At 42.0% G+C, this 23,012-nt stretch carries 19 protein-coding genes; 14 read left to right on the plus strand and 5 right to left on the minus strand.

Features of this window, described 5'->3' with window-relative positions; all coding sequences use genetic code 11:
- Positions 1 to 43: 43 nt before the first annotated feature.
- On the minus strand, positions 44 to 583 hold the full coding sequence (locus tag MKZ09_RS04230) for a PadR family transcriptional regulator (protein WP_076098721.1): 540 nt from the start codon (positions 581 to 583) through the stop codon (positions 44 to 46).
- 46 nt (positions 584 to 629) lie between these two features.
- Positions 630 to 1,817: a YhgE/Pip domain-containing protein gene (locus MKZ09_RS04235; RefSeq protein WP_076207605.1), complete on the minus strand. Its 1,188-nt coding sequence runs from the start codon at positions 1,815 to 1,817 to the stop codon at positions 630 to 632.
- A 168-nt stretch (positions 1,818 to 1,985) separates the two neighbouring features.
- Between MKZ09_RS04235 and MKZ09_RS04240 the strand changes: the two genes are divergently transcribed.
- Both MKZ09_RS04240 and MKZ09_RS04245 read left to right on the plus strand, forming a co-directional pair.
- The gene (locus MKZ09_RS04240; protein ID WP_076207607.1) at positions 1,986 to 3,107 is read left to right on the plus strand and encodes an NAD(P)/FAD-dependent oxidoreductase; all 1,122 of its coding nucleotides are present in this window, start codon (positions 1,986 to 1,988) and stop codon (positions 3,105 to 3,107) included.
- A 158-nt stretch (positions 3,108 to 3,265) separates the two neighbouring features.
- A complete protein-coding gene (locus tag MKZ09_RS04245) occupies positions 3,266 to 4,432 on the plus strand; it encodes a DUF4317 domain-containing protein (protein WP_036684821.1) in 1,167 nt (388 codons plus the stop codon).
- A gap of 73 nt (positions 4,433 to 4,505) precedes the next feature.
- On the opposite strand, the gene MKZ09_RS04250 is transcribed toward MKZ09_RS04245, so the two are convergent.
- On the minus strand, positions 4,506 to 5,039 hold the full coding sequence (locus MKZ09_RS04250) for an NAD(P)H-dependent oxidoreductase (protein WP_076207609.1): 534 nt from the start codon (positions 5,037 to 5,039) through the stop codon (positions 4,506 to 4,508).
- Between the two features lie 191 nt (positions 5,040 to 5,230).
- On the opposite strand from MKZ09_RS04250, the gene MKZ09_RS04255 reads away from it, so the two are divergent.
- The 4 genes from MKZ09_RS04255 (at position 5,231) to MKZ09_RS04270 (ending at position 7,994) form a co-directional block, all read left to right on the plus strand.
- Positions 5,231 to 5,596 (plus strand): winged helix-turn-helix transcriptional regulator, encoded by a 366-nt coding sequence (locus MKZ09_RS04255; protein WP_076128545.1) that lies wholly within the window; start codon positions 5,231 to 5,233, stop codon positions 5,594 to 5,596.
- Positions 5,578 to 6,147 carry an SF0329 family protein gene (locus MKZ09_RS04260; protein ID WP_076207611.1) on the plus strand — a complete coding sequence of 190 codons (570 nt, stop codon included), beginning with the start codon at positions 5,578 to 5,580 and terminating at the stop codon, positions 6,145 to 6,147. Before MKZ09_RS04255 ends, MKZ09_RS04260 begins: the two co-directional genes overlap by 19 nt.
- A gap of 113 nt (positions 6,148 to 6,260) precedes the next feature.
- Positions 6,261 to 6,983, plus strand: a complete 723-nt coding sequence (locus tag MKZ09_RS04265; protein WP_076207613.1) for an MBL fold metallo-hydrolase — start codon at positions 6,261 to 6,263, stop codon at positions 6,981 to 6,983.
- Between the two features lie 252 nt (positions 6,984 to 7,235).
- On the plus strand, positions 7,236 to 7,994 hold the full coding sequence (locus tag MKZ09_RS04270; protein ID WP_076207615.1) for a hypothetical protein: 759 nt from the start codon (positions 7,236 to 7,238) through the stop codon (positions 7,992 to 7,994).
- Between the two features lie 22 nt (positions 7,995 to 8,016).
- Here the strand turns inward: MKZ09_RS04270 and MKZ09_RS04275 are convergent, their stop codons facing one another.
- Positions 8,017 to 8,958, minus strand: coding sequence for an AraC family transcriptional regulator (locus MKZ09_RS04275; protein WP_076207618.1), 942 nt, complete (start codon positions 8,956 to 8,958; stop codon positions 8,017 to 8,019).
- Positions 8,959 to 9,383: 425 nt separating this feature from the next.
- Here MKZ09_RS04275 and MKZ09_RS04280 point away from each other — a divergent pair, with 425 nt between their 5' ends.
- On the plus strand, positions 9,384 to 10,403 hold the full coding sequence (locus MKZ09_RS04280; RefSeq protein WP_076207620.1) for a glycoside hydrolase family 88/105 protein: 1,020 nt from the start codon (positions 9,384 to 9,386) through the stop codon (positions 10,401 to 10,403).
- A 12-nt stretch (positions 10,404 to 10,415) separates the two neighbouring features.
- Positions 10,416 to 12,578, plus strand: a complete 2,163-nt coding sequence (gnpA, locus tag MKZ09_RS04285) for a 1,3-beta-galactosyl-N-acetylhexosamine phosphorylase (RefSeq protein WP_076207622.1) — start codon at positions 10,416 to 10,418, stop codon at positions 12,576 to 12,578.
- An 83-nt stretch (positions 12,579 to 12,661) separates the two neighbouring features.
- Here the strand turns inward: gnpA and MKZ09_RS04290 are convergent, their stop codons facing one another.
- On the minus strand, positions 12,662 to 14,185 hold the full coding sequence (locus MKZ09_RS04290) for a flavocytochrome c (RefSeq protein WP_036684833.1): 1,524 nt from the start codon (positions 14,183 to 14,185) through the stop codon (positions 12,662 to 12,664).
- A gap of 495 nt (positions 14,186 to 14,680) precedes the next feature.
- Between MKZ09_RS04290 and MKZ09_RS04295 the strand changes: the two genes are divergently transcribed.
- The 6 genes from MKZ09_RS04295 to MKZ09_RS04320 all read left to right on the plus strand — a co-directional run bounded on the left by MKZ09_RS04295 (position 14,681) and on the right by MKZ09_RS04320 (position 22,959).
- Positions 14,681 to 15,568: a spermine/spermidine synthase domain-containing protein gene (locus tag MKZ09_RS04295; protein WP_256719286.1), complete on the plus strand. Its 888-nt coding sequence runs from the start codon at positions 14,681 to 14,683 to the stop codon at positions 15,566 to 15,568.
- A gap of 51 nt (positions 15,569 to 15,619) precedes the next feature.
- Positions 15,620 to 16,489, plus strand: a complete 870-nt coding sequence (locus MKZ09_RS04300) for an aminoglycoside phosphotransferase family protein (RefSeq protein WP_076207624.1) — start codon at positions 15,620 to 15,622, stop codon at positions 16,487 to 16,489.
- Between the two features lie 236 nt (positions 16,490 to 16,725).
- Positions 16,726 to 18,282, plus strand: a complete 1,557-nt coding sequence (locus MKZ09_RS04305) for a glycosyltransferase family 39 protein (RefSeq protein WP_076207626.1) — start codon at positions 16,726 to 16,728, stop codon at positions 18,280 to 18,282.
- Positions 18,283 to 18,313: 31 nt separating this feature from the next.
- Positions 18,314 to 18,562 carry a hypothetical protein gene (locus MKZ09_RS04310; protein WP_076207628.1) on the plus strand — a complete coding sequence of 83 codons (249 nt, stop codon included), beginning with the start codon at positions 18,314 to 18,316 and terminating at the stop codon, positions 18,560 to 18,562.
- Positions 18,563 to 18,658: 96 nt separating this feature from the next.
- On the plus strand, positions 18,659 to 19,411 hold the full coding sequence (gene yaaA / locus MKZ09_RS04315) for a peroxide stress protein YaaA (RefSeq protein WP_076207630.1): 753 nt from the start codon (positions 18,659 to 18,661) through the stop codon (positions 19,409 to 19,411).
- A 182-nt stretch (positions 19,412 to 19,593) separates the two neighbouring features.
- Positions 19,594 to 22,959 carry a hypothetical protein gene (locus tag MKZ09_RS04320; RefSeq protein WP_076207633.1) on the plus strand — a complete coding sequence of 1,122 codons (3,366 nt, stop codon included), beginning with the start codon at positions 19,594 to 19,596 and terminating at the stop codon, positions 22,957 to 22,959.
- The last annotated feature ends 53 nt before the right edge of the window (positions 22,960 to 23,012 follow it).

Consider the following 23,012-nt stretch of genomic DNA (forward strand, 5'->3'; position numbering starts at 1 on the left):
AAAAAGAATGCCTTGATTATGCTATAATCCAAGGCATTCTTTTTTATATAGTTTTTGTTTTCAGCTTTTCTAAAAGATCTTTCCACCAGTAAATAGATTGCTCTAGTTGAGAAGCGTAGTAGCTTTCCATGAAATCTACGACGTCACGGGTGGAGCTATCTACATCTATTTGCTGGTAAATTTGATTTAATTGATCTTTTTTTATAAGTGACTGTTCAATTTTCTTCTCGATAATCGGGATCACTTTATCAGTCTCTACAAAACGAAGATTCACAAGAGCAACAATCATATCTGAAATAGATTCTGCATCTTCTATTACCTTATAAATTTTGAGCGGGAGCTGCTTGCGCCCTTTATCGGTAATGGAAAACACCTGTTTGTCTGGGCGATGTTCTTCTTTGATAATCTCTACCTGTTCAACTAAGCCCTGTTTCGTAAGGGATTCAAAATGATAATATAGTTTGCTTTCAGACAGATTTAGCAATGTATCAAATGGAATAGGGGTGGATAGTTCTTTTTTTAATTTATAAGGATAATTATTTTCATCCATTAACTTACTTAAGATATAAATTTGAATTGACATCACAGAACCCACTCCTAATTGTTGGCTAAACTCTATCTTACCAAACCTAGGCGGTTATTTCAGCTGTATTTTTAACTTCAACGGGCAGTATAGTTTCTTTAGTCACAGGTACAGGTTTATGAACAAACCGGACGATTACAATGTTAATCATCATAGCCCCGGCAAATACGCCTGCTAATCCCCATAAGAAGGGTGCTGGACTAATAGAACCAAACATTTGTGCCAAATAAGCTTGCACAGAATAATACATCGGGGTGATGCGGCCGAACCAATCGTATGGTGTATACATCATATCACGAGGCATGGTAGCGCCATTGGCGATGGTTTGCATGAGCAGAATTGGAATATTTAAGACCATACCGCCTTCGCCAACTAGGAAGACCATAATCGCACACACGTTAAATGCAGCCATATACATTAGAATTTGCTGAGCAGCAACTGGTAACAGTAAGGATAGGTCTACATCTGCAACAGAGAAGGCAATGGTTAAAGCAACGACTGTTGATAATACAGCGATTAATAATGCTGTGAGTTGAACGAACATAAACAGTTTTGTCTTGCTCGCTTTCCCGCGGTTCGCTTTAAAAGAAGCAACTAACTGCATGGAGGCAATCATTGCCCCAACATAACCAGCCATAGTTAAGAACATAGGTAGCATGTTGTTGTGCATGCCGTCCGGAACATCATTGATGACAACATAATTCCCGACATAACTATTTTCAATTTGTGTAGCCATTGCGGTGGCTTGTTCTTCTGGTACGTTAAAGTTCATTAACACACCTTTTGCGGTTTGCTCTGAGAAGTTCGCGCTTAATTGTTTGTTAATTTCTCCTACAACGGAAGACATGGCGGAAGATACCATGGTGGCAGAAGCTTCGTTGACTGTGAAATCAATACTTGCGGATACCTTACCGCTTTGAACGTTGGCGGAAAATTCTTCTGGAATATGGACAACTAGAGCTAACTTATTATGTTCTAATTCATCCATCGCCTTTTTATTCGATACATCGGTTTTTATCGTTTTGAATGGTAAGCTCTCTGAGAACTGATTCGAAATCTGAGCCCCATATTGACCGGCATCATCATTGACGATAGCAATTTTTAAATCATCCATGTTCCCTGGAAGTGCTGTATACCCTGGTAAGAAAATACCAAGCATCGCAATGGCATAGAACACACCCATAAAAATAGAACCAATGGCCCCTTTGGACTTCAAAAACTGTGAAAACTTCAACTGTATACCTTCTTTCTTCTGAATAACACTTTTATTTTAGTACTCCAATTAAAGTACTTTTAACTGAGTGAGATTTATAGTACGATAATTCATTATAAATGTCAAATTTAAGATACAATGGGTAAGTAGTGAATGATTAAAAAATGAATAACTGAAGGGACTTCGAATATGAACAAGGTTATTGTAATTGGTGCAGGGATATTAGGGGCTTCAGCAGCTTATCAGCTAAGTAAGTTAGGTGCTGAGGTCATCATTATAGATCGTAAGGATGTTGGACAAGCAACGGATGCAGCAGCAGGGATTATTTGTCCATGGTTGTCTCAACGCAGAAACAAAGCATGGTATCGTCTTGCTAAAGCGGGAGCAAGCTTTTATCCGGCACTTATTCAAGAGTTGGAAGAGGCTGGAGAAACCGAGACTGGATACGCAAAAGTTGGAGCGATATGTATCCATGAGGATTTGAAAAAGTTACTCGCGATGAAAGAAAGAGCGGAGCTGCGCAGAGAGGACGCCCCTGAAATAGGGGAACTTACGATGCTGACGGATCTTGAAGCACAAGAGAAGTTTCCCTTATTGTCGGAAGGTTACCATGCGCTTCATGTATCCGGTGCAGCAAGAGTGGACGGTCGTGAATTACGTGATGCTTTGCTAAGAGCGGCACAGCGTAACGGTGCGCAAATGATTGAGGGCGATGCTATTTTAGAGTATGCTGATCATGAAATTAAAGGGGTTCGAGTAGGAGAACAGACATTCACAGCGGATGAAGTGATTGTGTGCGCAGGGGCTTGGTCTAACGCTTTGCTTCATCCGCTTGGGATCATGCTCCAGGTGCGTTATCAAAAAGCTCAAATTATGCACTTGAAGCTTGCTCAACAAGCGAGCACAGAGCAATGGCCTGTGGTAATGCCGCCTACAGATCAATATATCCTTGCGTTTGCGGATCAAAATATCGTTGTAGGTGCTACTCACGAAAATGATGTCGTAGGTTATGATACTGCTGTAACCGCAGGAGGAATGCAAGAAATATTAAATAAAGGTCTGCAAACGGCTTCCGGTCTTACAGATTGTAGCCTAAATGAGATAAGAGTAGGGTTCCGTCCTTTTACTGCAGATTTTCTTCCCGTGTTAGGCAGGGTTCAAGGATGGAATAAACTAATTGTTGCTAATGGACTAGGATCATCCGGATTAACGATGGGACCCTTTCTTGGTGAGCAGCTAGCCAAGCTGGCCATGAATCAACAGGTAGATATTCAGCTTGAAGACTATGCATTAGAGCATGCGATAAATTGATGAGTACGAGCACGAATGGAGGGGAAGTCCAAACATTCACCGCAGTCACGCACTTACCTTAATAGAAAAATCTTAACTTCAACTAATATAGCGAAGGTTTTTTTTATCCTTTATACTGAAAAGACCAATTAATCTTCCTAGGAGTTGTCTAACGAATCATGATAAAGAAAGAAGTCGCGCATATACGCAAGCAATTTAAGCTGGATCACGATTTAATGAGTATTTACGATATCCTCAACGTGTATATTATGAAGGAAAGCAACGAGATCTATCATTGGGAGCGCCAGCCGTTTGGAATGGTGGACAGAGAGAAGCAGGAGCTGTATATGGGCAATTTCAAAAAACTCCTGACCGGTGAACTGGATCAGAAATTGTTCGAGTTGAAGTTTCAAGCGGAAGCGGAGGAGCCAGCGCAGGTGATGCTTCATCAAGCTTTGGTGACAGGGGATCCGGATGAATGGCAGGACCTGATGCTGCTGTTGGTGGACAGAATGATGGCGGATACTCATTATGAACGGGATACGGTGATCACTTTCGTTCGCGGACAGTATTTCCGCCCGACTAAAGATAGAAACGATGAAGCCGAGGAAAGTGAGAAAAACGAACTATTCGCGCATCCTTTTATCCTATGCAGCGTGAATTCCACGGAGAAACAACGGAAAGCTCTCTTGTTTGATTACGTGGAGCGGGAGTTCAAGTACAATGTCATTGTAGATCCGATCGTCAAGTTAAGTACGCCGGAGCAAGGTTTCTTTTACCCAAGCGTGACGGACAATTATTCCGATGTGAACCGCATTCTGTATTGTACGGGGAAATCGAACTTCCCGGATCCGCATTTTGTCGGAGAGGTCTTGAATGCCGAAAGATCCAATACGGCTCTGGAAGAGAGAGCTATATTCGAAGACATCGTGAAGGAAGTGGCGGGCGAACAGCTTGATGCAACCACTCTCGCACAGGTGTACGAGGAGATCCATCAGGTCATCGAAACCAACGACGATAAGGAAGAACCTCCAATGCTCGATTATAGAGATCTGGAACGTGTACTGACGGTAAGTGGCGTAGAGAACGTGACAATGGAAAAAGTGGAACGGGCGTTTGAAACGATCGTTGACGATAAGCATTATGAGATGAAGGCGAGCAGCGTAATGCCGAAATTCACTACCAAATCGATTAAGATCGATACAAAGGTAGCTACGATTTCGGTCAGCCCGCAGGATTTAAAATATGTGAAGCAAGTGAATTATCATGGGAGACGCTGCATTTTGATTGAGGTTGACGAAGATGCCGTGATCGAAGGCTTCACACTTACTACAGAGAATCTTTAGACCGCTTCAACAATGTTATGGGCTATCCTTAAAGTCTTTGAACAAGACTAAGGATAGCCCAATTTGTTTTGTGTCAAATACGGTGATTAAAGATATATTCGATATATTCTTTTGCGCTAGTATTAATTTCTTCATCGCTGGCTTGGAATGAAGCTCCAAAAACAGCAAAGTACGGTAGGGCTTCTGCGCCTACATGTTTGGCACTGGCGTTAAAGGGTGCGATCACTTCGTCTACGGTAAAAGAAACAGAGCCCTCTGGCTGATAATTTTCTTTTTTATCACCGATGGACAGGGCCAGCCCTAACTTTTTCCCGTTAAGCTTGTTCCCGTTTGATCCATAAGCCCATCCGTAAGCCAACACATCGTCAAACCATTTTTTTAATAGCGGCGGATAACTGTACCAATACAACGGGAATTGAAAGATCACATGGTCATATGCTTCCATTAGATTCTGCTCTCTAGGAACATTAATATTCCAGTCAGGGTACTCCTTATAAATCTCATGAAGGGTTATATCGTTGGGATATAACAGCAGTTCTTCTTTCCAGCGCTGGTTGACCTTCGAATTCTCAAGGTTCGGATGCGCCAAAATCACTAGTGTTTTCATGATGAATCTCCATTCTCAGGCCTATATTATTTATGAATATTATTATTATCTTGCAGGTTGTAAAAAAAGAAAATACACACAATAAAGTAAGATGGTTACTTCGAGGTGTGTACTGGACTCTGAAAAAAATATATGCAACAATGAAGTTTTAAGTAAGCTTAATTTGATCAGCATGAACGAGGTGTTATTCTATGAAACAATATCATCTAGGGATAGAGGCAACACTAGAAATCATCGGCGGAAAGTGGAAAGCTTTGATCATTTGCTTTTTGATGTCCGGTGCCAAAAGAACAAGTGAATTACAGCGTAATATTCAGGGCATCTCACAAAAGGTTCTGATCCAGCAGCTTCGTGAACTTGAGAGGGATGGGCTTGTCAAAAGATTCGTGTACCAGCAGATGCCGCCAAAAGTTGAATACAGCCTCACGGAATATGGCGTTACAGCCAATAAGATCGTGGATGTTATGTGTTCTTGGGGAAAAGAAAATATAAAAATAAGACAAAGACGAGGAGAAGAGATCGTCTTGTTGGAGGATACATGTCCTGGAGCAAATTAAAGCAACAACTGGAGAGTTTTCTATGTCCTGCGTTATCCGGCAAGGTTGAATATCGCGCAAGCAGCTACCGTTATTTACCTGATAAATCAGGGAGCTGTTATATTTCGGTAGATAAAAAGAACGTACTCAATATGAATGATAGAACTAGCTCAATCAGATGGTATCAGACGGAGCAGGAGATTAAGAATGACTCAGAACTCCAAATTCCAATCCACCCTGAAGACATCGAAGCGGTTAGAAAAGATAGTAAAGGGAACATCCCGGAGGATCGTCTAATAGTCATTGCAAGAAGCAGAAAGATATCAGAAGTTGCAAAGGAGCTTTTGTCAGCACAGACCTCATTAAGTAAATCGAATTTTATCGTTATAGCTAATAAGTTTTTATCTACTTCTATAGAGGAAAGCATAGAGAGTGATGATATCTTATTGAATATTCTGGCTTTAGTGGACAGACGGGTTGGGAAAAAGCGGATTTTAAACATGAGCGAGAAGATGCAGTTGAAGCATCCGATTGTGCAATATTTTTATGAACTACGTCGTAGTACATTGTGAATATAACTAAACTCTCCCTTGCTCAATGGCATCTGCTTCATCCATTATAAATAGGTAATCAACTCCCCCATAGAGCGTATCTTTACCTGTATCCATAAAGGAGAGAAAATAGGATGGAACTCAAAAAAATAAATGACTCTATTTATTATTTGAAAAGTGTCCGAGAAACAGACAGACCTGTTTTGGGATATGTTTTAGGTGACAGCTTTTCAATTATGATTGATTGTGGCAATTCAAAATCGCATTTAGATGCCTTTATAAAGTGTTTGGATGATAACAATCTGCCACGTCCCAAATATGCTTTGATCACGCACTGGCATTGGGATCATACCTTTGGTATGCATGCTTTTGACGGGGAAACTATAGTCTCTTCAGCAACGAATGAGGCACTAAAGCGCCTGAAAGCATGGGAATGGGATGAAGAAGCTGTGGTAAAACGTTTAGAGACCAAAGAAGAAATAGCATTCGCCTATAACTGTATGAAAAAAGAATATGATACGTTTGATAAGATTAAGGTTAGCACAGGAAATATTATTTTCGAGGATGCTTTAACGCTGGATTTAGGGGGCACCACTTGCCAGATTATAAAGGTAGGAGGGCCACATGAAGACGATTCTTGTGTTGTATATATAAAAGAAGCGGGAGTTTTATTCGCAGGTGATGCACATAGCGGGGATTATTATCATGGAGAAGGTAAAATTGATCCGATAAAAATGAAAGAATATATTGAGCTTTTATCGACTCTTTCATTTACTACGTATATCCCGGGGCACGACGCCCCTATGAGCAAGGAACAAATCATTCCCTTGTTAAATAGATTTTGTGAGGTAAAGTAAAGGCTAGCCTTATCACATAACAGCTTATTTTATTAGGCGACTTGTTAGGTATGAATTCGGTAGTGTACCGGACGCATGCCTTTTTGTTGTGCCTGATGGGGCAGTTCATAGAGGGGGCTTATTTGCGTTTATTGGGAAGCAGCGTTACGATTAATCATAAGCAGCCTTGCTTCAAACCCCTCCTGAGCTATTAGAAATCTTAGACGAATTATACATCGATGGCTGGGGACTTGTACAGAAAGGGAAACAGAAATGGATAAGAAAATAAGCGTAGAGAATCTAAAACTGACACCACAAAATGATACTTATTATATTGCTTGGAGTATCGGAGTCGATAAGAAGTATAAAAAGCATATGAAAAAAGAAATAAAGAGCCAACTCACAGACGTTCTAGGATCCATGACTCAAAATAATGCTGTGGAGGATATTTCAGTTTACAGTCATAACAAAACAGCCGAAAAACATGGAGAATTCATTATATGGGATTATCTTATCCTAATGCAGATCAAGGAAGAAGAAGATGCCGAAATCATTTTACCTAACTTACAAAATGTGAATATACCTTTCGTGCTCGAAACAATCCGTATGGAGTTACTTGTAACCACACCAAACAGTACGTACCCTACACCAGGGGAAGGCGCGCGAAAACGGCATGTAAAGCCATTTTATGCAATTGAATATGTCGATGTTCAGCCTAATCATTTAGATGAATTCCGAGACATAATGATTAACAATAATGGACCGGCAATGAAGTACATAATGGAGGAAGCGAGATGGTGTCATAATTTTTATGCATTAGAAACGCTGACTGTCTTCTATCATAATTCAAGTTATCCTACTTGGAACCAGATTCATGTCATAGGTTTGTATTTGGAATCAATTTTTCTATATAAAAAAGATTTCTCAAAAGGGCTGGCACTGACCCAAAGCATTTCATTTGAAGAAAACTTTGCGCAGTTAAAGAAGATAAGAACCATGTTATATAAAACGATCGGGAGAAAGATGATCTAGAATAAACCGATGGATCAATGGATCACACCCACCCCGTAAACTCCAAAATAGAAGCTTTTGCGGATTGTGCTTCGGATTGTGCGCCTTTACGCCATTGTTTAGGTGACTCACCCATAAGCTTGGAGAAACATCGGTTGAAGCTGGATATGGACTGAAAACCGACTTGCTCAGAGATGGAGAGAATGGAATCATCCGTACTTTTTAACTGCTTGCAGGCCTCTTCAATACGGGTACTGTTTAGGAAGTCGAGAGGTGCGGACCCCATAATCTCATGGAATTTCCTGCGGAAATGAGTGGTACTTAGGTGGCACAGATCAGCTAAAAAATCGATGGTAATCGGCATCATGTAGTTTTTAGTGATGTATTCCAGAACGGGTGAGATGACAAAAACGCCCTTCAGGCTATGCTCTGTTTCTTGATCAACCAAGGGCTCATTCCGGGAATGAATTCTAAGGAGTTCTATATAAAGCGATAACAATAAGCCGTAGGCACTTTCTTGATAGTAAGGATTTTTTTGTTTCAATTCCTCTACGACCGATGTCGCAAGGGTATAAACCTTGGGATGTTCCTCTTTGTTCAAAATACAGTTTGTTCCCTTTATTGCCCACAGATTCGGCTCAAAGTTGCTGTAAGCGCTCTTGAAGGATTGCTGAAAAAGATCCTCAGGCGAAAAAAAGATATAAGACCACAGACTGGCTTCATTCGGCGAACTATAAGTTGTATGAGGGAGATACCTAGGGATGAAGGTCACATCTCCGGCTTTAAAAGGCACAGATTCTCCTTTGATCTCCATGATGCCGCTATCCGAATGGCAAATGCCAATCTCCAAATGATTATGGAAATGCAGATGTTCACTTTTAATATCAGAAATCTTCCAACGTTCACCGCTTAACAGCAAGATAGGAAAGTTTATCGGTAAGCTGTAGTGGCGGTATTCAATGATGGGCTTCTTTTTTCTGGGCATATTCTCAATACTCCCATTCTTATTACGTAGGTTGAGTAGATTATAGGTTAACGTTATATCAAATTCAACTATATAAAGAGAACTTGATATTATACAATTTGGGAAAAAAGTGGCGGAGGAGAAGTTTGGAACTGTAGGAGCGTTAGCGTCCGCCTTTGTCAGCAGATTTCCACCGCGAAGAGCGGTATAAAATCAAGAAATTCTTACGACAACAGCGGCCGGAAGTCCAAACATTCTCTGTAGTCACGGCCAATCCCGAAATATAAGAACTACTAGTTAATGGTTGAAATTGCACAGTTTAGTTATGAATATGCTTAGAATCAGACCATTTTACTACTTACAATAGAGTTAGTAAAGCGTTTACAATATGGACGGACAGCTCTCAAGCGCCTTTGGGGGCGTGTGCGAAAGAGAGGAGAAACAAGATGCTTCAATTAAATTATGACAGAGAAGAGATTTTAAGGGTCATCGATAAAGTGGTCAGAAAAACAATGGCGATGGATTTAACATGGGACTGGCCTTGTGGTGTGGCTTATTATGGGGTAACCAGAGCTTATGAAACTACAGGAAATAAAGAGTATTTGGATATGCTTGTCCAGTGGGCAGATGAATACATCGAGCTGGGTCTGCCGGATTGGACAGTTAACACCTGTGCTATGGGCCATATGCTGATCACCTTGTATGAAGAAACAGGTAACCAGAAGTATTGGGATATTGTGATGAGCAAAGTGGATTATCTGCAGAACAATGCGCTTAGATTCGGAGATCATGTGTTGCAGCATACCGTCTCTATTTCTAATGATTTTCCAGAACAGGCATGGGCGGATACCTTGTTTATGGCGGCATTTTTCCTGCTTCGTGTAGGAAGCAAATTAAAGGATCAGGAAATGATCCAAGATGCCTTGAATCAATATTATTGGCATATCAAATACCTGCAAGATCCTAGCAGCGGGTTTTGGTACCACGGCTACAATAATGTGAAGCAGGATCACATGTCTGGACTATTCTGGGGCAGAGCGAATGCTTGGGGCGCATACACTATGTCGCAAGTTAAAAAGCTTTTGAAAGAATGGTATTTGTATCCGCAGTGTATGGACGTGGAGTGTTCGCTGCGCGATCAGCTGGCCGCACTCAAGCTGGTGCAAACGGAGCACGGCCTGTGGCGGACAGTACTAGATGATGAGGAGTCTTATGAAGAAGTATCCGCGTCTTGCGGCATTGCGGCTGCTATGATCAATAACGGCAACCCGCTGCATACCAAATATGTGCAAAAGGCCCTGAAAGGTATTTTGAACAATATCAGTGAAGATGGACGGGTGCTGGGTGTCTCTGGCGGTACAGCGGTTATGAAGGATCGGGAAGGATACCGCAATATTCCAAAAGACTGGATTCAAGGCTGGGGTCAAGGCTTAGCATTAGCTTTTCTATCCGATATGCTTAAATAGGAGGGATCCAAGTTGTCCCAAAAAACAACGGGGGCCTTTACACTGCCGGGAGAATCCGGTTGTGAGGCATTGACCCTGGAATTAGCTGAACGTTGGGGTGCCGATGTCATTCGTGACAGTGACGGCACACAGTTGTCCGATGAGATTATCAACGCAGGATACGGCATTTATTCTACAATCTGCATCATCAGAGATCATAACGAATGGGCGTCCCAGAATTCAGACAAGCTGCAGCAGAGCTTTTTAATAACAAATCCTAAGGTAGCGGTACAAGATTATTTATCCATCTATCTGATGGAGGATTTTTTTGCTGAACAATTCCGAGTGAATGATTCCAAAGAGGCGTTTAAGTACTGGCAGGTTTTTGACCGAACGACGGGCGAAGAGGTTCCAAGAGAACAGTGGAATTATGAGCGGGAATCGGGAAATGTAGTCATTACCGGAATTGCACCTTGGCATAAATACACAGTCAGCTTCATGGTCTATCGGATTTGGGAAGAGATCTCCATGTACAATCACACCACGAATCACTGGGAAAAAGAGCATCTGATGCAGATCGATCCCATCTATGTAGAAACGCAAAAATATTTACTCCATTGGATAGAAGATTGGTGTCATAAGCATAAGGAAACAACAGTGGTTCGGTTTACCTCCCTCTTTTATAATTTCGCCTGGATCTGGGGCAGTGATGAGCGCAATCGCCATTTGTTCTCGGACTGGGGTTCATATGATTTTACGGTAAGCTCAAGAGCGCTTGATCTGTTTGCCAAGAAATATGGGTATTCGCTCACGGCCGAGGATTTTGTGAATGGTGGGAAATATCGGGTCAGTCATATCCCGGCGCAGCAGCGGAAGCTGGACTATATGGCATTTATCAATGATTTTGTCATCGAATTTGGTAAGCAATTAATTGATATTGTGCATAAGCACGATAAGCTGGCGTATGTCTTCTATGATGATAGTTGGGTTGGCATGGAGCCTTACAATGACCGTTTTGAGGAGTTTGGTTTTGACGGGATGATTAAATGTGTGTTCTCAGGGTATGAGGCAAGGCTTTGTTCTGGTGTAAAAGTAGATACCCATGAGATTCGGCTGCATCCCTATTTATTTCCGGTTGGATTGGGAGGGCTCCCTACGTTTATGGAGGGAGGTAACCCTACGCTCGATGCCAAAAAGTATTGGATTAATATCCGGCGCGCCTTGCTCAGAGAGCCTATAGATCGGATTGGACTGGGCGGATATTTGCATCTTGTAGAGCCTTATCCGGATTTTTGTGATTATATCGAAAAGATCGCGGGTGAATTCAGAGAAATTAAAGAGCTGCATCATAAAGGCAAACCGTATCAGGTTAAGACGAAGGTAGCCATTTTGCACGCTTGGGGTAAATTGAGATCGTGGACTTTGTCCGGGCATTTCCATGAAACGTATATGCATGATCTGATTCATATCAATGAGGCTTTGTCCGGATTGCCGATTGAAGTCCAGTTCATTGATTTTGAAGATATCCGTAAGGGAGTATTACAAGAGTGTGATGTAGTGATTAATGCCGGCTCGGCAGGTTCAGCATGGAGTGGCGGAGAATACTGGAGTGACCATAAGTGCGTGGACTTACTGACAGCGTGGGTTTATGAGGGCGGTACTTTTATAGGTGTCAATCAGCCTTCGGCGCTTGAAGGTTATGACAGTTTTTTCAGAATGGCCCATGTGCTTGGTCTGGATGAGGATACAGGCTCCAAGGTAGCTCATGGAAGATGGTCATTTGAGGCTAGAGATGAGCAAGGTTTAGTGCCTGAAGGAGCCAGTATAACACCTAAAAATAACATTTATCTTACGGATGGCTCGGCAGCGGTATTGTGTGAAAAGAGTGGGATGATAACATTGTCTGCCCATGCCTTTGGTAAAGGAAAGGGGATCTACCTGCCTTCTTTCACCTTAAGCTTTGAAAATACAAGATTGCTGTTAAATGTGATTCGTTATGCCGGGAATGAGTTAAAGGACACAAAGTATATTACGGATAATTTATATACAGAGTGTGCGTATTATCCAGAAAGTAAAATACTCGTCGTGATTAACAATAGCGACCAGCTTCAAAAAACTACGATTGATACGGAATATGGACAACAAACGTTGGAATTAGATCCGTTTGATACTATTATCCGAACTATTGGCGATTAATTACATTAAAAAAGCTCAAGCCAGCGGCTAACTTGCCGATGCTTGAGCTTTTTGCTGTGAGGCCTATAGTATCTATTATCTACTTATTTTGCTTTTATGAATTCAGCAGATTTGATCCCAGCTTGACGGCCGAAAATAATGATTTCTGCAACAGAGTTGCCGCCAATCCGGTTTTGTCCGTGTAAGCCGCCCGTAACTTCACCTGCCGCAAACAGACCAGGAATAGCTTCACCATCTTTATTCAGAACTTCTGTGTTCGTATTGATCTTCACGCCACCCATGGTGTAGTGAATCCCAGGAGCAATTTTAATAGCGTAGAAAGGACCAGTGGACAGGTCATTGTCCATTCCTGTAGTTCTGCCAAATTCGGCATCCTTTTTATTCTTAACGGCGCTGTTCCAAGTATCAAGCGTTGTTGCCAGCTTATCCTCTGGAACACCGATTTCTTTGGCCAAAGCTTCGATGGAATCCGCCTGAATCACGAAGCCCATTTTGTCATATTGTTCAATAGCCTTCACACGGGATTTAACACCGGAATCAAAGACCAGCGTAGCCGCTTTTTCAGGCAGTGTATTGATGGAAGCCGTTACTTTATCACGGGTATCCAATTCGTTGGTGAAGCGTGTGCCTTCACTGGAAACAAGGATAGCGCCTTCCCCACGAACAGCTTCGCCGATGAGGTAGGATTTTTCTTGCTGCACAGTCGGGTGAACTTGGATTTGATCCATATCGACGGTTGTGCCGCCGAGTTTCTCAATCATCTTGATGCCGTCTCCGGTACTGCCGATTTGGTTAGTAGTAACGTAGCCTTCCAAGTCAGGTCTTACTTCGGAGATCAAATCCATATTGGCACCGAACCCGCCAGTGGTTACAACGACAGCATCTGCCGTAATTGTTTTTTCCTCTGTTTGGTTAAAGAGGACTTTGACGCCATTTACTTTGCCGTCTTTTTCAGTGATTTCTTTGACATCAGCATTCACAAAAAGTGGGATTTCTTTCTCTTGTACGTTTTTCACTAAACCTTTGACAAGGTATTGACCCACAGCAGAGCCATCTTCAGGACGGTGTGTACGTTTTTCGTTCATGCCGCCTGTAATGGTGATATTGTTCAAGCGGATTCCGATGGAATCCAGCCAATCGATCGCACTCGCGGAATTATCAACGAAGAAACGAAGCATTTCTTTGTCGTTAGTGTCATGGCCACCTTTTAATGACTCTTCATAAAATAAATCATTGCTGTCTTCAATGTTTTGTTCTTTTTGGAATTTCGTTTCAGAAGCATTCATTCCCGAAGAGGATTTGGTTGTGTTCCCGCCGGCAACCGGCATTTTTTCCAAAATAACAGGGTTCATGCCTTTCTCTTTGGCCTCAAGCGCTGCGGACATTCCCGCACCACCCGCACCGACAATGATGATATCATATTTATCTTTTAATTGATCGAATGGTGTGTAGCTTGCTTCAGATGCCCCGGAGACGGCTTCAACTTCTTTTTTCTCGTTGTTATTACTCTTGCTCTCGTTCACCTTGTCGTTTCCATTACCGCATCCTGCGGTAACGAGCATGACAGAGAGGACAAGACTCAGAGCACCAGCTGCTTTCTTTTTCATTGTTAACCCTCCACTTTTATATTTCTCTATTAAGATGTACTTAAGATGTACCAAAAGAACCCGACAAAAAAGAAAGGAAGTATCAGAGGGAGTTGGAAGTGGAGAAGCGCGCGCGTCGCTGTTATTCTCCTAACTTCAAATCTTCTACGGTTACGTCCACATTTTCCATCGTTATTCTCTTTAGTTCATCTTCTTATTAAGTATACCATCAATCATGGCTATTAGTGAAAGTTTTCACAAATTATACAAGTCGTCTATTCTAACATAGGGTAACGAAATATTGAGCAGATTAGGCGAAAAATGAATCATAGATCTTGCAATTAGAAGGTTTTGACGTAAGATTTTCTCACTGTAGAAGTGGTAACTGTCACGGATTAGTAAAGCGGTTTTTGTTCTTCTGGATTTTTAAATGGTAAAATGAGAGTATTGCCTACTAGTCAATCCGGAAAGACTAACATGAGACATAGAAACAAATTCTAATTAATAGGTGAGAATATGGAATTTAATAATGTAATAAAAGAAAAAGTAAAAGAAGATAACTATAAAGTGTTTGCTTTACTAAGCCGCTATTTGAATAATACCCCCGACTTTATTAACAAAGAAGAAATTGAAGAAATCGTAAACTGTGGTGTATCTTATGAATACGCTTTTGGTTTAATGCTGGCTGCTGCTTTTGGGATGGATACGGTTGATAATGTTGATGATAAGGAATTGTTCAACCAATATTTTAGCAATATGCTTCATAAGCTTGATGCAAATGAATATTATGACAATCCATATTATAAAAATATCAAGATACCAACTATAAAGATTAATAATAGTGAATTAAAATATGAAAAATATAAACCTTTTGAAGGTTTTGTTTGCAATGATATCATCCGGACAGAAGAGGGAAGACAAATTCCTCAGGTTGGTTTTTTTCAAACTGAATTCATGTTCCCGGCCGTATTAGAGAATGATAGAATCTGGATGACGATCACGCCAAATGAAATAGAAACAATGAAAGAAGCTGTAGATAAAGCGTGTGGGAATGTTCTTACGTTTGGACTTGGGCTTGGCTATTATGCTTATATGGTTTCTGAAAAAGATAATGTTGAAAGCATAACGGTTGTTGAAAAAAATCAAGATGTCATTGATCTATTTAATAAATATGTACTGCCACAATTCAGTAATGCTCACAAGATCAGGCTTATCCAAGCAGATGCTTTCGAATATGCAGAACAACATATGTCTAAGGAGAAATATGATTTTGCATTTACGGATTTATGGCATGATGTTTCTGATGGAATGGATATGTATTTAAAAATGAAAAAGTTTGAAAAGGAAAGCCCGGATACTGTATTTATGTACTGGATAGAACAATCTATTTTATGTTATTTGTAATTTTGGGTTGCGTAAATCTGTTGTAGCTGACTCCGAAAGGAAGACCCATTTTTGAAAACTCCTATATCTATCATAAATTGGCTTGAGCACAACGAAATCATAAACGACTTATTAAATCAGGAAGACAGCTTAACTGCGCATACAATGGATCAAGGATTTGAAGCTGAGGTCATAAGGATTAATTCTGATCAAGAGAGCTATGTACTGAAAACATGGAATAAGGAATCCAGACCGGATGTCCAGTTTCAATATCGTTTATTGGATGTTCTATCCGAACGAGGAGTAGCCGTCTCTAAACCAGTGGGCTGGGGAATCAATCCGGAGGGATATAAGGTGTTGTTAACAGGTTTTGACGGAACCCCTATTCATAAAATGAATACCAGGAAAATGAAGGAACTCGCAAGCCTATTAGCAAAAATACATAAAATTCGCGTTGAAGAGATTGGAAATATACAACTGCCAAAATACAATTTTATCGGCTACTTTTTCCCTGAAGCCAAAGAACAATCTGATATTTTTAATGTATTGACTACTCTTGTTGAGCAAACTCCAATGAAGCAGGACTGTATCATTCATGGGGATTTTCATATCGGAAATATAGTGGAGGATAAAGAGCGATATACCATAATTGATTGGACGAACGGCCAGTTGGGAGACTCTAGATATGATTTTGCCTGGTCACTTATTCTGCTGAAAATATATATCTCCGAGCGTTATGCTGATGTGTTCCGATCTGCTTATCTATTGGAAAATGATATAGATCAGGAAGAACTTGAAATCTTTGAAGCCTGGGCATGTCTACGGTGGATTTTGCTGAATAGAAGAGGTAGCACACCGAAAGGGCCTAATACAACGAAGAGAGTGAAAAGTTTAATCGCTGATAATCGGTTTTTAAAAAAGATGGATAGTAAATTCTTCTGATGTACGCAATATCCGCTTTTAAAAGCGGTAGGCTTCAGCAAATAGGACACGACAGATAGACCGCATGCCTTTGTGAGTGGGCGGTCTATTTGCGTACCCCTCTTTCTAAATCTCTTCCTTGCGAATTCCCAAACATCCGATTTTCATTGGATTTTCAGTTTGGGTGTTTATAATGCTTTTTATGAATCGGGACAGTGGATTGTAAAGGGCTTTCGATTGCGCAAAGGAGGTTTTCCATGATAAGGGGAATTCAAAAAACATTGTATCTCATACTTGCATTCTTTATCGGTCTTTTTATCGCATCCTCCTTTTTTATTAGGGCGAAATATAATTATTTCGTATATGGGGACACGCCAATTTTGGAGAGACAAGAGCTGGGTCTTTTTATTCTAGTGATCGCAGTGGTGCTGGCATTAAGCGTTATTTTGTATAAAATGTGCCTGAAGCTTAATAAGTACAGTTGGAAAATAGTCATTCCAGCCACACTGCTGTTTTCTTTTGCAATCCAGATGGTGGTTATCTTTCTGTTTCCACGCTTGCCGACGGATGATTCGCAGACAGTGCTTTCATTGGCACTCGACATGCTGTACAGGAATGATTATTCGTCGTTTGACACGAACGGCTATCTGCATATGTTTCCGTTTAATTTTTCGATCGTTTTATATTTAAAGACGTTGTTGTTGATCTTTCCGGATAATTATCTGGTAATCAAAATAGTCAATATTCTATTTACACTCTTAACCTCATTAATGATTTACATGCTGTATAAAGAGCTTAATTATAAGTCCAAGGATAAGGATTATGGCATCCTCGTGTTTGCCGCAACCTATATCCCTTCATTGTTTATGAGTAATTTTATCTATAACGATGTGATCGCTACCGCTTTTCTGACAAGTGCTTTATATTTTGCCATAAGATTTATCAAAAGAAGGTCCATTAAGGATATTCTCTTCGCAGCTCTCTTACTGGCAATAGGCAACTATTTCCGCAGTATCGGTGTTATTTTTCTGATTACCGTGGTGGCGGGTCTTTTATTTAACATACGTTCTATCGGGGTGAAAAAGGTTTTTAGCGCTTTGTTTATCACGGCCATATTGTTTAATGTTCCCGGCTGGACGCAAAATGCTGTGCTACAGGCGACGAATGTTGTAGATGAACCGATGAACGAAAATTCTGCACCTGTCTACATGTGGCTGAATATGGGGATCAATCTGGAGACGTTTGGGTTCTGGGACAACCGGGAGAGCTACGCTATCTATCAGCAGGATGCAAATTATAATAAGGCAGAAAGTACGGAGTTATTTAAAGAAGAAATCCGTAATAAACTCTCCGAGGCGGGCCTAAGTGACTTAGTGAAGATGTATTATAAAAAAATCGTTTGGACCTGGACGGAAGGAACCTACCAGATGGAACGATATGGACTCGGAAACGACGGATCATCCAGTAACGGGGGAAGAATGGGCTTTGTCATGGACCGTTATAGCTACACTAATGCTGCTACGGATTTGTTTAAGGCAGACTCCAATTATAGAAGCGGAATGTTGTGGCTGCTGTATGTCCTGAATTTTCTGATGTATGTATTTATACTCGTTCGCTTAATTGGTGGAATAAGAGCCAAAAGATTTGAAGAGACCTCTTTGATTCTTGTGGTGCTGGGCTTTATCGGATTCTATCTTTTATGGGAGATCAAGTCCCGGTATATTTACCCGGTGTATCCGCTGCTGATCGTATTATCCTACATGGGTTTTAAGGACGTATACGATTATATGTTAAAAAGATATTTTCCACGTTAACTATGTTCGCTCGGAAAGAGGGGATTCAAAGATGCGGACCAAGCGGTATTTCGCTTTGCTCATAGCAGTGCTAAGTTGTTCCATGGTGCTCGTCTCCTGCGATGCTATTACCGCACAGAAGATAACGAGTACTGACTCCGGGTCAAGAGCGAACGGGGGACAGGGCTTCACCGGCGGGCGGGGTAAAGATGGGGGCGGATCTCCCGGCATGAATGGTGGGACAAGGAGAAACGGCAACCCAGGTATTGATGGCGGTGGCGCACAAGGTGGGCGGCAGTGAACAAATTTCATGAACTTGCCCCAAGCCTACGAAGATTAAGTGTGATAGGATAAGGTTACATTTAAATTCCCCGCGGGGGTAAGAAAAGGGAGCACCATGAGAATCATTATATCGCCTGCCAAGAAGATGAAGATGGATACGGATTTCTTGGATTGCCGCCAGATGCCGCAATTCATAAGCGAGTCGCAGACTCTTCTGGCCTTATTACAAAAGTTGAATTATGAAGAAGCCAAATCGTTATGGAAATGCAATGATGCCATCGCCACGCTGAATGTGGAACGGATTCGGGATATGGATGTAACACGGAATCTTACACCGGCTATTTTTTCTTATGAGGGTATCCAGTACCAGTACATGGCACCAGGGGTACTTCAAATGGAGGAGCTGGAATATCTTCAGCAGCATTTACGGATATTGTCCGGATTCTATGGAATCGTCCGGCCATTTGACGGCGTTGTTCCGTACAGGCTGGAGATGCAGGCAAAGCTTAGCGGACCTGGTTTCAAGTCTATCTACGAGTTCTGGAACAGGAAGCTGGCAGATCAGCTATTGTCGGAGACTGAGATCATTCTGAATCTGGCCTCTAAGGAATACAGCAAGTGCATCTCCCCTTACATTGGCGGGAATGTTCGCATGGTTAGTTGTGTATTCGGGCAGGAGATCGGCGGTAAGGTAGTAGAGAGAGCGACCCTGGTCAAGATGGCCAGAGGTGAAATGGTACGCTTCATGGCTGAGCGGCAAATCAGCTGTGTGGAGGATATCAAAGGCTTCGACGGATTTGATTTCAGCTTTGCTGATGAGCTGTCGGATGAGAGTACGTATGTGTTTATTCAGAAAAAGAATGACTAGAGCAAGCAGTACATGAAGGTAATTCTGAAGGAGGTTGAATAACCGGCTTCAGGGTTACCTTTATTTTTTGGTCAACGAAACAACGAAATCAGATGCTGATTTCTAGTTTTTTTAAAGGGGATAGATTAGGGTATAGAGAATAAAGTTCGGGTGGAATAAGAACAGGTTAACGAGGAGGACTTATGATTTTCAAAAGAAATCCATTGGATAAACAGAGCTTACTTAAAGAATTGGATTCGCTAGGCTATTCTGACAGAATCAAAAAAGTAGCAATCTTAGGCCGTGATCATCTCGGATCTGTCCAGTACTCCCAATTACTAGCCTCTTTGCTGGAGGATGGCGTTTATGAAGCACGACTTGCCTTAATCGGCGCCATTGCAACACAAGATGCTGTTATTATTCTATCAGCACTGCGGCATCCCAAGGCAAGTATCAGAAATACGGCTGCGGGGCTTTTGGCAAAGGTGGCTTCGGATGCTGATATTGAACGTGAGCTCCCCCATTTATCCCATGATTGCCGCCGCAAGCTGCTGCATAGTATTTCACAGATTAACCGTCAGGAATTAGCGGAACGCTTATTGCCTGTAGTGTATGCCCGATGGGGAGCGGAGGAAGCCGCAATTATATTGCAGGCCTGTTATTCGGCAACGGTAAGTAAATGGCTTGCTGATATCGGGTATGCCATAAAAGACTGGAAGAAATTATCCAGCCGGCATCTTGACGTAGTAGCGGAATACTTTGCAACAACACTGGAAAGCACACCACTCAGGGAAAAAGGCTATGTCTGGTGGAGATTCTCATCAGCTCTGGAGATCCTATGCAATCTGAAGGCAGATTTGGTGCTGGAGTGTGCGCTGAATCATGGACCCATGGGCATCATACATCCTGCTTTAAAAGAACAGCTTGGCACGCTTTTACGCCAAAATCCTAATAAGGTGTATCAGCTGTTAACACGAACGGAGTCGCGGAGCGATCTGATTTCTTATGGCGTTCCTGAAGCTGTTCTTAAAAGGAAAAAATATTTATCCATTGATCAATGGATTGAGATAGCGAAACTACTGGCAGATCACCCTATGCACATAGCAAAGCTGCTTCATAATATTGCACCTTCTAACCGCAAGGTCATTTTTGAAGCTGTGTATGAAGAAGATCAACGCAATGAACGTATTTTTCCGGAAAGATTACTGTATGTATTACCGCATGCCTTGCGTGACAAGGAAGCCACCCGGATGCTTGCCCTTCGTGAAATCAATGATGACCGGGAGAGAACAGTCAGATTTATAGCTTGCCGTTCTATTCTTCATTCAAGAGCGGGACTTGAGCAAGCAGCAAAGGTATCCAGTGCAGACGAACGTGCCACGGCGCTTATGCAGCTGATCAGAAGTACCGTTCTGTCGAGACAGGACATGAATGAAACTTTGGTGTATTTGGGCCGGATTAAAAATGATCAGGATCCTGTCCGGGGCGCTGTGTTTAAAGAGCTATCGGAAAGTCCTGCGTCTGTGTTCACGGATGCCCATGTACAAGAGCTTACTTTGCTTGTTGATAGTGTTATAGAGGCCAGAGATACTTCATATGGTACAAAATTTTCCGTTCAACAACTGGCATTTGCTATTCTCCGGCATAACGCATTACTTCCTCACGGTGAGCTGTTTAAGTTTTCTTTAAATACGATTCAGAAATTGGCCAAGCAGAATGGGCAGCTTTCCCTTCCATCATTGGAGAAGAATTTACCCCGGGGAGTAGAAGAGATTATCTTCGACGAAATTTATACATTAGCTGTACAGGCCAACAAAAGAGAAGACTACAATCTGGTGTTAAGCCTAGCTAGCTCATTCGGTAAAAGAGGTTACGGCATCATAAAACTTCAGAATCTGTTAAAGGAAGCAACGGGGGCAAAGGCAGATTCTACAGCCATACAAGCGGCCAGATACTGGCTTGCGCCTCATACAACGCGTGATGCCAGAGTTAAGGAATTATTAGCTTTAGATAAATCGTATATTACGATCCATGAAGTATTCCAGCATCTGCATCTGAAGCGTCAGGAATGGCTCGATCCTTTTATTTCAGGGGCTGTCATTAAGGGCAAGTTCCTATCAGGCAAAACTATCTATCTTGTGCCGGCTGCGGATGGATTCCACAGATGGCTGCCACGTCAGCAACAAGCTTTAAGTGCCTTATTAGAAAAAATTGCATACGATGCCAAACGTAATCTTTGGGAGCGTGCAAGCGTTATTAAGATCATGGCAAGCATGCCTGATCTCGGTTCGGATAGGTTACTTGGGCTTATGCAGGATAAGGAAGTAACTGTAGTAGAAGCTGCACTTCATGCCTTTTCACTTATGGAAGAACCGGAGAAGGCACTTCCCGTTCTGCTGGAGAATCTGGATGGGGACCGGGCCCGTGTAGCCATGTACTCGATACCCAGATGCATCCGCAGGGTGAATCCGGTGTTACTGGTTACCATGCTGAAAGAGCTGCTGAATCGGGATAAGCTGAAGATTACTGTCAGAAAAGAAGCCATCCGCTTACTGGGCGCTTATAGGAGCGATGACAGCCTTCCGCTATTAATGAACGAGTTCGAGAAACCCAATGCACACAAGGATGTAATCATAGCCATAGGGCATGCTGCGAAACAGCTTTTAGATGATGAACGCGCTTGGGATATGTTAAGTACAATGGCTTCTTCCTCAGAAAGTGACATCGCAGGAAGTTTATTATCTCAACAGCCTAATGCTCTTCCGCTAGACTATAGACCACGTTATCTAGGATTAATCCTTGAAATTGCAAGGCACCAAGATGCGTATATTGGCAGATATGCTTTCATTTCTATGATGCGGTGGACAAATGGAAATGAAGGGATTGTTGCAGCTGCCACCGCTCAGTCTATTACGGATTTGGAAGACAGCACTAGATGGGAAACTGCTATGAACACGCTGGTAGAAACCTGTCGCGATGGTACGATCAATGAGGTAGTAGTTGGTGTATGTCAGAGACTGGTTAGTGCAGCGATAAGTGATGATTGGAACGCTACTGCCAAAAGAGATTTGCCTCATCGGCAACGTCTACTGAAATTAGTCAACCAGCTGATAGCTTTGCCAAAAATCACCCGGATGCACCTTATCCCTTTGTATACGGATCTGATTGACTGTCTGGCATCTGATGAGACCTTACAGCAAGCTGTGATGAAATTGTATATAGCAGCAATAGACTGGAATAACGTGGAGGAATCCGCCAATTATCTGAATCGGATCGTTGCCACTATTTCAAATCAGCCCCAGCTATTAAGCGATGTTTATAAGCAGGTCGCGTATAATTTAGAAGAGAGCACGGGATACTGGAGTCCGGAAACTTTATTGGAAATTGTAGATGTTCTAGGGTCTGAGAGCCGTTACGAATCTCAGTATATTGGACTTTCGCTACTTGAAGTTGCCGGAAGTGCTCTATTGTGGAGTTCAGAGCCTGCAGAGCGTCTGCGGTTGTACAGAGATCACACGAACCTTGCGATTCGCTCACTTGCGCTAAATATTTGGACGGCGATAGATTAGTTTTTGATATTTTTTGAAAATATAAAACACCAAAAGAGCTCAGGCTGCAAATC

It is taken from the genome of Paenibacillus sp. FSL R5-0908 (assembly GCF_038006245.1).
Taxonomy (GTDB): domain Bacteria; phylum Bacillota; class Bacilli; order Paenibacillales; family Paenibacillaceae; genus Paenibacillus_AQ; species Paenibacillus_AQ odorifer.